Raw genomic sequence first — 13,169 nt, forward strand, 5'->3', positions numbered from 1 at the left:
TGACAAATTTAATTATTATTTCCAAATAAGCTGTTTGCATTAAGTGGTAGTTACCGCGTAATATAATTATGGAGCTTTAACACGTATTTGAAAGGATATAAGTATGATAATTCAGACCGGGTCTCGCACAGATATTCCGGCTTTTTATGCTGACTGGTTTGCAAACAGGCTAAAAGAGGGCTTTGTCTATGTGCGGAATCCTTACAATATGACATATATTACAAAGTATTTGCTAAATCCTTCGGTGGTTGACATAATCTGTTTTTGTTCAAAGAATCCGAAACCCATGCTTAAATATCTGGATCTTTTGAAACCATATGGATTGTACTGGTATGTGACGATCACGGGCTACGGAAGGGACATAGAGCCCAATGTTCCGGATATACCGGATGTGGTAGAGACCTTCAAAAGGCTCTCTGAGTTTGCGGGCGTGGATTCAATGGGATGGCGATATGACCCGATTTTCCTGGATGGCAAATATACGAAGGATTATCATCTTGAGAAGTTTGAGGAGATTGCATCGGCCCTTGATGGCTACACGCAGACGGCAGTTATCAGCTTTATAGATATTTATCAGAAAGTGAAAAAGAACTTTCCCGAGGCGAAGCCTTTAGAAAAAGCAGACAGAATGTACCTTGGTGAAAAGATGGCTCTGATTGCGAAAGATCATGGAATGACGCTTCGGCCCTGCGCTGAGGGAAATGAGCTGGAAGTATTTGGTGCAGACTGCAGTGGCTGCATGACTCAGGCAATGTATGAAAAGGCCGTTCATAACAGCATGAATTTTCCAAAGGTAAAGAAAGCGCGGGCTTCCTGCTCGTGCTACCTTGCGAACGATATACTGGTAATAGAACTCGATGGTAAGGAGCATCTCGAAGATGAAATCGTCATAAGACGCGATGCTCAGAAGAATAAGATTTGTCGCGAACATAATATTCAGCTAATTCGTGTAGAAAATAGCTATGCACGAAGATACAATTACATTAAAAGTATATTGATAAGTTATTTTGCTGTTAAACGCTAGGATAGAAAAAGATAATGTTGTGGAACTTATAAATATTCAGGCCATATGATGGCAAGAAGTTTGTGAGGTCAATATGAGATCAGAGGATGATATCAGAAAGAAGCTGACAGAAGAAATCGATAGCTACCTTACATGTCCCAAGTTTACAGTTGAGGAGCATGCCCATAACGTATCTATGCTCGCATGGGTTCTTGATGTTTCTGATAATGAGCTCAGTAACATGATAAAGGAATCGGAAATGTCTTTTGGGGATATCCATGGCAACTCCATTAGCGAAGACAATATGGATGATATCTTTTCAGATTTCTAGTGTTGTATCTTTTCCCATTTGGAACAAGGGTTGTAAGGGTTAAGTATTAATCAGCCTCCTTTGAGACAGTGATCATATAGAGCATCAGGAATATAAGGCCAAATCCTGCTGCATCGTACATTGTAAAACTGCTCTTGAGCACAAAGGTTGAAAGGATGGCAGCAGTAATGGGTTCTGCGAAGCTGTACAGGATTGCCTTCTGAGGTCCAATCTTGGATACACCGCTAATATAGAATGTGAATGCGCAGATGTTGCCTACGACTACGACAAAAATAATGCCAATCACACCGTAAATATTTGGAACATAGTGAATTGTCCAGCTTTGAAAAAGAAGTTCTAAAAGGATTCCGCCAAATAAAAAGGACCAGCCTTGCGCTACGATAACGGGGATCTCCCGGGTTATCTTAGGGGCAAGCACATTGTAGACCATAACGCAGAAGGCGCTGCCAATGCCGGTTATAAGAGCTAATGGTGACATTGAAAGGTGACCTAAATCGCCATGAGTTGTCAGAAGGAATACTCCGGCAAGGGCCAGTGCGATAGATATTATCTCGGATACCTTAGGGAGTCTTTTTAGATGAACGCAGGTAAAAAGAAGTATAAAAATAGGTGCAAGATCCTGCATGATAGTCCCAATAGCAGCAGTAGACAGTTCTATTGTCAGGAAATAAAGAAACTGACAGGCACTAACTCCGGCTATGCCATACACTAGCAGCCAAAACGCTGTTTCTTTTGATTTCCAGGGCTTTGTAACAGTATCTTTATGCTTGATCAAACAATATATTAGGATCAGAATTCCTGACAGTCCGAGTCTTATAGGTACAAGCCATCTACTGTCCATATGCTGTACATCGAACAGATACTGGCCCATAGTTCCAGAAAAGCCCCAGCATGAGGCGCCGAGTGTAGTCAATATAATTCCTAATACATTGTCTTTCTTTCTATTCATGATGATTCTTGATTTCCTTAATTTCCTTAAATTCTTGCTAATAATGCTAAAGATATTATATTATTGCTCTGTTAGGGTAATGTCAACGTTTAGTATGGACCTGGGGGACAAAAGTCATGGGACCATTTTACAGATATATAGAAAAGAGGTGTCGATTTAATGGCAATTGATAGGTTTAATGTACACAATAAAAGAAGAAATGCATGTATGCTCCATGGACCTTTTGCACATCAAGGTTATGACTGGTGGTGGCACTCCTTTACTGCACAGGATGCGCTGACAGGAGAGGACAAGCCATTTTTTATAGAGTTTTTCATCTGTAATCCGGCTCTCGCAGAAGATGAGCCTGTTTTGGGGCAGTTACCCAAGAACAAAAAGGAAGAAAGACGCCCATCATATTTAATGGTAAAAGCTGGAACTTGGGGAGAAGATGCCTGTCAGCTCCATAGATTCTTTTCGCTAAAGAATGTGAAAATGCATAAAAGTGCGCCCTACAAGATAGCGGCAGATGATTGCCTGGCATCAGAATCTCGCCTCAAGGGACATATTTCAATATCAGAGGATGCCGCTAAAGCTCATCCTGAGTGGATGTGCGATGCTGGAGAAATCTCTTTTGACCTAGTGATAGACAAGCAGATAGCATTCAACGTCGGATACGGTGCGAGCAAGCCGCTTAGGGACGCGGAAGCTTTTGCTATGTACTGGCATGCTGAGGGGATGAAGAGCGCCTATGGCGGAACGGTGACTTTCAACGGAAGGCAGTACATCGTTACTCCGGAAAAGAGCTATGGCTATGCAGATAAGAACTGGGGAAGAGACTTCACAAGCCCATGGGTATGGCTGTCATCAAACTGCCTTGTAAGTAAAAAGACAGGGAAGCAGCTTGAAAACAGCGTTTTTGATATTGGTGGTGGAAGGCCAAAGATTTATTTTGTTCCTTTAGATAGAAGACTTCTCGGAGTCTTTTACTATGAGGGAAAAGAGTATGACTTCAACTTTTCCAAGCTTCATTTGAAGGTAAAGACTGAGTTTAGCTTCGATGAGACTGAAAACGAGGTTATCTGGCATGTAAGACAGGAAAATATAAAGGCAGTAATGGAAACAGAGATACACTGCCTGAAAAAAGATATGCTTTTCATAAATTACGAGTCCCCCGATGGCAAGAAAAATCACAATCATCTGTGGAATGGCGGAAATGGCTGGGGAACCATAAAGCTCTACGACAAGAAGGGTCAGGACCTTGTTCTGGTGGATGAAGTGGAGGCCACACATGTTGGCTGCGAATACGGGGAGTATGGGGAATAAAAAAAGCTTAAAAAAAGCTTGTAATCTTGATGTTTCTTTGCTAATATAAGCGAGTATTTTATCGATATAGGTCAAATAATATGGATTTGATGTTTCTACCCGGTTACCGTAAATTACCGGACTATCGAGTGTTTGATGCTGCATATACAATAAGTTTATATATTAATTTAATTGTTGAAGATATCAAATCAGATAGGTGTAGAAACTCGTGTTTCTATGCCTTTTTCTTTTGCTCAATTTGCTCTAAAGAAAAACAATAGAACATCCTACAAATGACCTGTGCTCGATATCAAAAAATGGAGGATGAGATGAAAAAGTTTAAAAAGATTCTGTCAGCAGTTCTTGCTGCAACAATGGTAATGGCATCATTATCTGCCTGCGGAAACGCAAATGAAACAGAAACAGCATCTGAGGCTACAAGCACAGGCGCAGAGGCTACAGAGGCTACACAGGCTCCTGCATCAGATGTTAAGATTGGTTTCATTTTTCTGCACGATGAGAACTCAACATACGATCTGAACTTTATCAACGGTGCTACACAGGCTTGCGAGGCAGCAGGTGTTGAGTACATGTTCAAGACAAATATCCCTGAGGGACAGGAGTGCTATGAGGCTGCATGTGAACTTGCAGATGCAGGCTGCGATATCGTATTTGCAGATTCTTTTGGCCATGAAGATTACATGATCGAGGCTGCCAAGGAATATCCTGAAGTTCAGTTCTGTCATGCAACAGGTACAAAGGCACATACAGAGGGCCTTTCCAATTACCATAACGCTTTCGCTACAATTTATGAGGGTCGTTATCTTGCAGGTATCGCTGCAGGAATGAAGCTTAACGAGATGATCGCAAATGGTGACATCACAGAAGACCAGGCTAAGATTGGTTATGTTGGTGCTTACACATATGCAGAAGTTATTTCAGGTTATACATCATTCTTCCTCGGCGCCCGCTCTGTATGCCCATCAGCTACAATGGAAGTAACATTCACAGGCTCATGGTACGATGAGACAGCTGAAAAGGAAGGCGCTAACAAGCTTATTGAAGATGGTTGTGTTCTTCTTTCACAGCACGCTGATTCAATGGGAGCTCCTACAGCATGCGAAAAGGCTGGTGTTCCAGACGTATCCTATAACGGAAGCACAGCAGCAGCTTGCCCTAACACATTTATCGTTTCTTCAAGAATTGACTGGGCACCATATTTTGCATACATCATTGACGCTGTAGCAAACAAAACAGAGATTGCTACTGACTGGGTTGGAACACTTGAGACTGGTTCTGTAGTTCTTACAGACCTTGGAAATGCAGCAGCAGAGGGAACTGCTGAGGCACTTGCAGAGGCTGAAAAAGCTATGAATGCAGGAACACTTCATGTATTTGATACTACTACATTTACTGTAAACGGTGAGGCGCTTACATCTTATGTTGCTGATGTTGACACAGATCCTGAGTACACTGCTGATACAGAAGTTATCACAGATGGTTACTTTGCAGAGTCTGGTTCTGAATTCAGATCAGCTCCTTACTTCGATTTACAGATCGATGGAATTTCACTTCTTGATACAGCATATTGATCTTTAATTATGTGAGCTGAGGAAATCTTTGTGAGCACAGCTTTTTGCTGTGCTGCAAAGATTTCCTATTTTTAGTCTATATTGATTTTTTTGAAAGGTGATAATTGTGGAAAAGAGAGAAGTAGCCATATCGCTTCGTGGCATTACAAAGTCTTTTGGTGATGTAACAGCAAACAGCAATGTCAATCTGGATGTTTACAAGGGCGAGATATTATCTCTTCTTGGTGAAAACGGAAGTGGCAAAACAACACTTATGAATATGCTTGCTGGAATCTATTATCCTGATGCAGGCCAGATAATCATAAACGGCAAAGAGGCTGTCATCCGCTCTCCTAGAGATGCGTTTGATCTTGGAATAGGCATGGTCCATCAGCATTTTAAGCTTATTGATGTGTTCAATGCCACAGAGAATATAATTCTGGGGCTTGAAGGCAAGCTTAATATCAAAGAGGCTGAGAAAAGAATTATAGAAATCTGCGACAAATACGGATTCGAGATCAATACAAAAAAGAAAATATATGACATGTCCGTTTCTGAAAAGCAGACAGTTGAAATTGTAAAGGTACTCTATAGAGGAGCGGATATCCTGATATTGGATGAACCCACAGCCGTACTGACTCCTCAGGAAACTGAGAAACTTTTTAATGTCATGCGCAATATGAAAAAAGATGGAAAGTCCATAGTTATTATTACTCACAAGTTAAACGAAGTGCAGAGCATATCTGATAGAGTTGCGGTTCTTCGTCATGGAGAATTCATAAGTGACATGAAGACCAGTAGTACCAACGCTCAGGAAATGACAGATATGATGGTAGGCCATTCAGTTTCTCTTAATATTGACAGACCTGAGCCTGTAGAGCCTAAGCCTCGTATCGTAGTGGAGAATCTCACGGTCGTTGATGAAGATGGAATAGTTAAGCTTGACGATGTATCTTTTACCGCCAACACAGGAGAAATACTGGGAATCGCGGGAATATCCGGTTGTGGACAAAAAGAACTATTAAGGGCAATTGCAGGTCTTGAGATGATCGAAAATGGAAAGATCACATATATTCACCAGGACGGAAGGACAGAGGAACTTCTCGGTAAATCACCAAGGGAAATCTCTGATCTTGGCGTAAAACTGTCATTTGTTCCTGAAGACAGACTTGGAATGGGACTTGTTGGAAATATGAACCTCGCAGATAATATGATGCTCAGGTCCTATAGAAGCGGTAAGTCCAGATTTTTTACAGAGAAAAAAGAGCCCAGAAAGCTCGCAGAGAGGGTTGTGTCAAAGCTGCAGGTTGTAACTCCAAGTATTGATACCCCTGTGCGCCTTTTGTCCGGCGGAAATGTACAAAAGATCCTTGTCGGCAGAGAAATATCCTCAAGACCTAAGGTGCTGATGACTGCATACGCCGTAAGAGGCCTTGATATTAGTTCTTCCTACCAGATATACGATCTTATCAATCAGCAAAAGAAGCGTGGAGCAGCAGTTCTTTTTGTCGGCGAAGATCTGGATGTTCTCGTTGAACTCTGCGACAGGATTCTTGTCCTTTGCGATGGCAAGGTTACGGGAATTGTAGATGGCAGAAATACCGATAAATATACCTTGGGGTCAATGATGACCAAGAAAGGAGAGGCTTCATAATGGCACAGATAGTAAAAGAGCCTCGTTTTCACATTGTAAAAAGAGCTGACATCAGCAGCAAAAAAGCGTGGACTATAAGAATAATTGCGATTCTGGCTGCACTTGCCTTATGCGCACTTATCACTATGGTCTGCACAGGCGATAATCCTATATCTATATTTACTACAATTTTTAAAGGGGCATTTGGCACTCAGAGAAAGAGCTGGATAACACTTCAGTATGTTGCCATTCTTCTGATCATTTCACTGGCCCTGACACCCGCATTTAAGATGCAGTTCTGGAATGTCGGCGGCGAAGGACAGGTCCTGATTGGAGGTCTTGCAGCGGCGGCATGTATGATCACACTATCAGACAAGCTTCCAAATGCAGTCGTGATCATCCTTATGATAGTATCTTCTATACTGGCAGGTGCAATTTGGGGAGTAATTCCTGCCTTCTTTAAAGCCATGTGGAACACCAATGAAACACTCTCAACACTTATGATGAACTATATCGCAACACAGCTTGTGGCGTATTTTACTATTGTGTGGGAAGTTCCTAAGGGATCAGGCAAGATTGGTATTATTAACCAGAACTCAAACATAGGCTGGCTTCCAAACGTTGGCAATAAATATCTTCTGAGCATTATAGTTGCCGTTTTAGTCACTATTGGAATGTATATCTATCTGAAATTTACCAAGCACGGATATGAGATAGAAGTTGTCGGCGAAAGCCAGAACACAGCCAGATACGTAGGAATAAGTGTTGGAAAGGTTGTGATCAGGACCATGTTTTTATCTGGTGCAATTTGCGGCTTGGCAGGACTTCTTTTGGTGGGAGGTATTAACCATACAATAACCACAACTATTTCCGATGGGCAGGGCTTTACAGGCGTTATGGTTTCATGGCTCGCCAAGTTTAATCCGGTTGCCATGATCTTCACCAGCCTTCTTATCATTTTCATGGACAGAGGCGCCAGCGAAATATCCACTGTATTTGAGCTCAATCAGAGCTTTGCAGATATTCTGACTGGAATCATCCTTTTCTTTATTATTGGATGTGAGTTTTTTATCAGATATAAGATCCTTGTACGTAAAGATCTTGGGAAGGAGAACGCATAATGTTTAGTTTGGTTGCATTTATACCAAGAGCTGTACAGCAGGGCGTTCCTCTGCTATTTGGAAGTACAGGTGAGACAATCACGGAAAAATCAGGGAATCTGAATCTTGGAATTCCAGGTGTCATGTATGTTGGTGCAATAAGCGGTGTTATAGGATCTTTTTTCTATGAACAGGCAGCCTCAGGGCAGCTAAATGGCTTCCTGGCAGTCTTTATACCTCTTATCTGTGCACTTGTAGGCTCCTTTTTAATGGGGCTGTTATACTGCTTTTTGACAGTAAGTTTAAGAGCCAATCAGAATGTTACAGGCCTTGCTATGACTACCTTTGGTATAGGCTTTGGAAATTTCTTTGGCGGATCACTAATTAAGCTGGCAGGTGCTGATGTTCCATCAATTTCACTCTCAGCCACCTCTGCATATTTTAGCAGAACTCTGCCTTTTGCTACGAAAACAGGCTGGTTTGGCAAAGTTTTCTTTTCCTACGGATTTTTGGCATACGTTGCCATTATCATTGCTTTAATATGTGCCTATGTCCTTAAAAAGACAAGAGTAGGCCTTCACCTTCGCGCTGTGGGAGAAGATCCTGCTGCGGCGGATGCAGCTGGAATCAATGTTAAAAGATATAAATATGTCTCAACATGTCTTGGCTGTATGATTGCTGGACTTGGCGGTTTATACTATGTAATGGATTATGCATGCGGAGTATGGTCAAATGATGCCTTTGGAGACAGAGGATGGCTTGCTATTGCCCTGGTTATCTTTACAGTATGGAAGCCTGATGTGAGCGTTTTATCTTCTATACTTTTCGGAGGACTGTACATTTTATACTTGTACCTTCCATCGGGAACACACACTGAGTATAAAGAGCTATATAAGATGATTCCTTACATTGTAACTCTAGTGGTTCTTGTTTTTACCAGTATGAGAAATAAAAAGGAAGATCAGCCTCCAAAGAGCCTTGGAACCAACTATTTCCGCGAAGAAAGATAAAGTAAAAGAAGGTGCAAAAAATGAATTTTCTTGAAGAGAGAATTATCAAAGACGGCGTTGTAAAAGAAGGCAACATCTTAAAGGTGGATAGCTTTTTAAACCATCAGCTTGACGTTGAGCTTTTTGATCAGATGGGCGCTGAATGGGCAAAAAGATTTGAAGGTGTTGAGATAAATAAATTCCTTACTATCGAAGCATCAGGCATAGGAATTGCCTGCGTTGCTGCAAGACATTTTAATGTTCCTGTGGTCTTTGCCAAAAAGTCCCAGAGCGTCAACCTCGATGGCGAGATGTATACAGCAGACGTTGAGTCTTTTACCCATAAAAACAAGAATCATGTGATTGTATCCAAAAAGTTCCTGAATGAAAATGACAAGGTTCTTATCATTGATGATTTCCTTGCAAACGGATGTGCATTGCAGGGCCTTATTTCAATAATAAATAGTGCAGGAGCCACTGTGGCAGGCATTGGAATAGCTATAGAAAAGGGCTTCCAGCCAGGCGGACAGATAATCAGAAACCTGGGCTACAAACTTGAATCCCTTGCAATAGTTGATGGAATGGACCCTGCAACAGGCAAGATCAATTTTAGAAGTTGAATTACTGCTGATTCCAGTGTGAATCAGCAGTAGGTATAGGCCAGTACTTTCTGGAAGTGCTCAGAAGTACTGGTCTATTATTATGTAGCACAAGACCGGCAAGCGAATGGATGCTTGCATACAAATTCATTTGCCGGTCGTAAGAACATGGAGCACTAAGTGCGGAATGTTCGTGTGCGAAATCGAGTAGGAGTCAGCCTACTCGATCCCAAAATGAGCCTTAGGACGGGGTTAGTGGGCCATTTTCTGTGTCCATTGCTGGTCCGCTTACACGAAAGTAGCTGAAAGGCGTAAATGCATATAAGCAAGTTAAGCATAGTGGAACTAGTGCGCTTACACGAAAACAGCTGAAAGGTAGGATTTCATGTAAGCCAGAAAATTAGCTGGCTTATACGAAAATGGTAGTAAGGCGTAGTTTCATATAAGCAAGTAAAAATGAAGTTCTTAATGTGGTATATTTATTTAATGAACGCTAGAGGAGAAAATGCATTGTAAATATTGTGTGATTACACGAAGTAGCTAATTAACTCCAGAGGAAAACAATATGAGCTTATATACAAAAATCAACGGAATAAACAAAGACGTATCCAGGATATTTCTAGGGACAGGCTTTTTACCTAATTTGGAAGACTATGACGCTTGGCTTACAGGAATACTTGATACAGGTGTTAATGCAATAGACACCGCGAGAATCTACCCGGATTCTGAGAAAACCATAGGAAAATGGCTGGATAAGACAGGAGTCCGGGACAAAGTTGTGCTCCTTAGTAAGTGCGGACATCCTGATGGCGCCATAAAAAGAGTCAACCAAGAAGCCATGATGTCAGACCTGCAGAAATCTTTAGAGGAACTGCGGGTAGATTTCATAGACATATATATTCTCCATAGAGATGATCCTACTACAGAAGTTGCAGAAATAGTTGAAACCTTCAACGAGATGAAAGAAAGGGGCAGCATTGGAGTTTTTGGGGGCTCTAACTGGACTTATAAGAGAATACAAGAGGCCAACGAGTATGCCTACAAAAAGAACCTTGCCCCATTTTCAGTTTCAAGCCCGGGCTTTAGTCTTGCAGACCAGTTGGGAGATGTGTGGGATGATACTTGTGTAACACTCACAGGCAAACAGGGGCAACAGGAAAGAAAATGGTATCAGGAAAGTCAAATGCCCGTGATAGCATATTCATCCCTGGCTCATGGCATGTTTTCAGGCAAGATGAAGAGCACTGATGCTAATCATGCCAATGACTTCCTGGATATGTTTGCTCTAAGGGGATATGCTTTCCCAGAGAACTTTGAAAGGCTAAGGCGCTGCGAACTTTTGGCAAAAGAAAAACAGGCTACCGTTTCTCAGATTGCCCTGGCGTGGATTTTTAGGCAATCTATGAATATGTTTGCTGTTGTCAGCACTAGCAGCACAGATAGAATGAAAAAGAATATAGAAGCCTTGGAAATTCCTCTATCTGACCAGGAGTGTGAGTTCTTAAATTTGGAGAGAGATATTTAGAACGGGGAAAAGATGAAAAAAGTAACTAAGATCATAGGAATAATACTAGGTGTATTGGTGGTGATACCTCTTATATTGCTTCTGATTGTGGGTGTTCGCACACACTTTACTCAGGATGATTATTCTGCGGTATATACAGATCCCAAGTACCAGAATCCGGTAAAAATCGCTAATGTTGAAGTAATCCAGCAGCATATTTCTTGTGGATTTGCGGTCATTGAGATGTTCTCTGCTTGGAATGGTGGAAACGTAACGGAGGATAGCCTGTACGATGAATATGGAACTGTGGTGACTTCAAGTGGCAAGTATTTTTGCAAGGAGATGAACAAGCAGTTCCCGGAATATACCACAACGATGCACAAATATGTAAAAAATTCAGAGTTTATCGATATCATGTACGAAACCCTGGAATCCGGCAAACCTGTTCCTTTTGAGTGGGCGGCATTGTATGGGAATGAATGGACATTGCACTATTCACTGATTGTAGGGGCAGATATTCCAAACGATACAGTCACAGTTGCTAATCCATATGGATACTACGAAGTGTTGACGCTGGATGAACTTTTGGAACGCACCAGTTTCCGGGCGTATGAGAATATGCCATTTTTCCTGAAAATGGGATTTGCCATCGGATTGTTTGAGAAGAACACACTATATTCTGTGGAGTAAAAAGCAAAATGGACCGCAAACCCTTTACGTGAAGAGTGGAACACAAAGCAGTTATCTAACTGTTGGTGCCTGACACGCGGAGAAATGTTTCCTGTGTCAGGCATTAATGGTTAATGAATGGATTTTACTTAAAGGATTTGAGGTAAGTAGTAGGAGAGAGGTACTTAATATGTATAGTGTTGAGGTAGTCAGTAAAGAGCGCTTTTTGCTTGGGGAAGGACCATGCTACGATCCTAGATTTAATAGATTATCATGGGTAGATATTGAAAATAAAAAACTTTTCTATAGCAAGAATGGAACAGTGGAAACGCTGGATGTTGACCAGCATATAGGCGCAGCAATTCCATTGAACACTTCAGATGGATTTGTTCTTGCATTAGAAGATGGTCTCTACGTATATCAAGATAAAAAAATATCTCTATTAGCAAGCTTTAACAACATTTACAAGGATTATTGGCGCTCAAACGACGCAAAAGCAGATTCCAAAGGGCGAATCTGGTTCGGCGCGATGGTTAAAGGTGATGGACATGATCCAGAAGGTAACTTGTATTGTTATGATAAAGGCCAAATAAGGTGTATGGTGGAAGGCACCAAAATCTCCAATGGAATGGCTTTTAGTAGTGATAAAACAAAGTTCTTTTTCGCTGATTCTGGGGAACATACGGTGTCAGTATTTGATTATGATGAGGACAGCGGAAATATTTCCAATAGAAGAACTTTATTCACATTGGAGGATGGAGTCCCGGATGGCATGACTATTGATTCAGAGGATAATCTTTGGGTGGCTGTTTGGGGCGGCAGTCGTGTTGAAAAACGAAGCGGTCAGACCGGTGAACTATTACAAACAGTTTTAGTTCCTGCCAAGCAAACATCTTGTTGCTGCTTTGGTGGGGAAGATATGATGACTCTTTACATAACATCAGCAGGAATCGGGCAGAACGGGGAGTATGATGGATGCCTGTTTAAGGTCAGAACTGATGTTAAAGGTGTAGCACCTGAGTATTGTACGACAGTCTAAGGCGTCTAGGACCATTCCATGGGGATATCTTATGATACCATTGCACGAAAATAAATATGAGCCTTAGGGACGGGAAATCCTTATCTAAATGACATTGACTCCGTCCCCGAGGGCCATTAATAGCAGTTATCTCAATTGAGGTAGCTGCTTTTTTATGATACGAGGAATTTTCTCCGAAATTCCTATATAGTTCATTGTATGAAAGCAGCTAAGAAGCAGGTTTTCATGTAAGCCAGAAAATTAGCTGGCTTATACGAAAATGGTAGTAAGGCGTGGTTTCATATAAGCAAGTTAAAATGAGCAGAACTAGAGCCTTACACGAAAGTAGTAGAAAGAGGAAATGCATATAAGCAAGTTAAGCATAGTGGAACTAGTGCGCTTACACGAAAACAGCCGAAAGGTAGGTTTTCATGTAAGGCATAAAATTGGGTGGCTTATACGAAAGTGACATGTAGGCAAAATTCATATAAACTAATCATAGTCCTTAAGAAAAAGGCA

12 protein-coding genes and 1 riboswitch are annotated in these 13,169 nt (G+C 41.5%); of the genes, 11 read left to right on the top strand and 1 reads right to left on the bottom strand.

The features are described from left to right. The first annotated feature begins 103 nt into the window (after window positions 1-103). A complete protein-coding gene (locus BLO53_RS05135; RefSeq protein ID WP_092059417.1) occupies window positions 104-1,024 on the top strand; it encodes a DUF1848 domain-containing protein in 921 nt (306 codons plus the stop codon). 73 nt (window positions 1,025-1,097) lie between these two features. Beyond that, window positions 1,098-1,334 (top strand): hypothetical protein, encoded by a 237-nt coding sequence (locus BLO53_RS05140; RefSeq protein WP_092059418.1) that lies wholly within the window; start codon window positions 1,098-1,100, stop codon window positions 1,332-1,334. Between the two features lie 46 nt (window positions 1,335-1,380). Here the strand turns inward: BLO53_RS05140 and BLO53_RS05145 are convergent, their stop codons facing one another. Then, a complete protein-coding gene (locus BLO53_RS05145; RefSeq protein WP_092059419.1) occupies window positions 1,381-2,283 on the bottom strand; it encodes a DMT family transporter in 903 nt (300 codons plus the stop codon). Window positions 2,284-2,442: 159 nt separating this feature from the next. Between BLO53_RS05145 and BLO53_RS05150 the strand changes: the two genes are divergently transcribed. From BLO53_RS05150 to BLO53_RS05190, 9 genes are all read left to right on the top strand, one after another. Further along, on the top strand, window positions 2,443-3,588 hold the full coding sequence (locus BLO53_RS05150) for a tocopherol cyclase family protein (RefSeq protein ID WP_176757169.1): 1,146 nt from the start codon (window positions 2,443-2,445) through the stop codon (window positions 3,586-3,588). A gap of 42 nt (window positions 3,589-3,630) precedes the next feature. After that, window positions 3,631-3,732: riboswitch (purine riboswitch) on the top strand. A gap of 164 nt (window positions 3,733-3,896) precedes the next feature. Next, window positions 3,897-5,159, top strand: coding sequence for a BMP family ABC transporter substrate-binding protein (locus BLO53_RS05155; protein WP_092059420.1), 1,263 nt, complete (start codon window positions 3,897-3,899; stop codon window positions 5,157-5,159). A gap of 97 nt (window positions 5,160-5,256) precedes the next feature. After that, entirely contained in the window at window positions 5,257-6,792 is a 1,536-nt protein-coding gene (locus BLO53_RS05160) for an ABC transporter ATP-binding protein (protein ID WP_092059421.1), read from the top strand. Next, entirely contained in the window at window positions 6,792-7,892 is a 1,101-nt protein-coding gene (locus tag BLO53_RS05165; RefSeq protein ID WP_092059422.1) for an ABC transporter permease, read from the top strand. The genes BLO53_RS05160 and BLO53_RS05165 overlap by 1 nt, the downstream gene beginning before the upstream one ends. Continuing rightward, a complete protein-coding gene (locus BLO53_RS05170) occupies window positions 7,892-8,881 on the top strand; it encodes an ABC transporter permease (protein ID WP_092059423.1) in 990 nt (329 codons plus the stop codon). Before BLO53_RS05165 ends, BLO53_RS05170 begins: the two co-directional genes overlap by 1 nt. 20 nt (window positions 8,882-8,901) lie before the next feature. Continuing rightward, on the top strand, window positions 8,902-9,480 hold the full coding sequence (locus BLO53_RS05175) for a xanthine phosphoribosyltransferase (protein ID WP_092059424.1): 579 nt from the start codon (window positions 8,902-8,904) through the stop codon (window positions 9,478-9,480). Between the two features lie 544 nt (window positions 9,481-10,024). Then, the gene (locus BLO53_RS05180) at window positions 10,025-10,984 is read left to right on the top strand and encodes an aldo/keto reductase (RefSeq protein WP_092059425.1); all 960 of its coding nucleotides are present in this window, start codon (window positions 10,025-10,027) and stop codon (window positions 10,982-10,984) included. 12 nt (window positions 10,985-10,996) lie between these two features. Continuing rightward, entirely contained in the window at window positions 10,997-11,653 is a 657-nt protein-coding gene (locus tag BLO53_RS05185) for a C39 family peptidase (RefSeq protein WP_092059426.1), read from the top strand. Between the two features lie 169 nt (window positions 11,654-11,822). Continuing rightward, the gene (locus BLO53_RS05190) at window positions 11,823-12,671 is read left to right on the top strand and encodes an SMP-30/gluconolactonase/LRE family protein (protein ID WP_176757170.1); all 849 of its coding nucleotides are present in this window, start codon (window positions 11,823-11,825) and stop codon (window positions 12,669-12,671) included. Window positions 12,672-13,169: the final 498 nt, after the last annotated feature.

The sequence above is a fragment of the Butyrivibrio sp. INlla14 genome (assembly GCF_900102515.1).
Taxonomy (GTDB): Bacteria; Bacillota; Clostridia; order Lachnospirales; family Lachnospiraceae; genus Butyrivibrio.

Bases quoted from the DNA above. Each gene is read 5' to 3' on its own strand.
- BLO53_RS05165 (WP_092059422.1), top strand. From the start codon at position 6,792: ATGGCACAGATAGTAAAAGAGCCTCGTTTTCACATTGTAAAAAGAGCT.
- BLO53_RS05135 (WP_092059417.1), top strand. From the start codon at position 104: ATGATAATTCAGACCGGGTCTCGCACAGATATTCCGGCTTTTTATGCT.
- BLO53_RS05175 (WP_092059424.1), top strand. From the start codon at position 8,902: ATGAATTTTCTTGAAGAGAGAATTATCAAAGACGGCGTTGTAAAAGAA.
- BLO53_RS05150 (WP_176757169.1), top strand. From the start codon at position 2,443: ATGGCAATTGATAGGTTTAATGTACACAATAAAAGAAGAAATGCATGT.
- BLO53_RS05140 (WP_092059418.1), top strand. From the start codon at position 1,098: ATGAGATCAGAGGATGATATCAGAAAGAAGCTGACAGAAGAAATCGAT.
- BLO53_RS05155 (WP_092059420.1), top strand. From the start codon at position 3,897: ATGAAAAAGTTTAAAAAGATTCTGTCAGCAGTTCTTGCTGCAACAATG.
- BLO53_RS05185 (WP_092059426.1), top strand. From the start codon at position 10,997: ATGAAAAAAGTAACTAAGATCATAGGAATAATACTAGGTGTATTGGTG.
- BLO53_RS05180 (WP_092059425.1), top strand. From the start codon at position 10,025: ATGAGCTTATATACAAAAATCAACGGAATAAACAAAGACGTATCCAGG.
- BLO53_RS05190 (WP_176757170.1), top strand. From the start codon at position 11,823: ATGTATAGTGTTGAGGTAGTCAGTAAAGAGCGCTTTTTGCTTGGGGAA.
- BLO53_RS05170 (WP_092059423.1), top strand. From the start codon at position 7,892: ATGTTTAGTTTGGTTGCATTTATACCAAGAGCTGTACAGCAGGGCGTT.
- BLO53_RS05145 (WP_092059419.1), bottom strand. From the start codon at position 2,283: ATGAATAGAAAGAAAGACAATGTATTAGGAATTATATTGACTACACTC.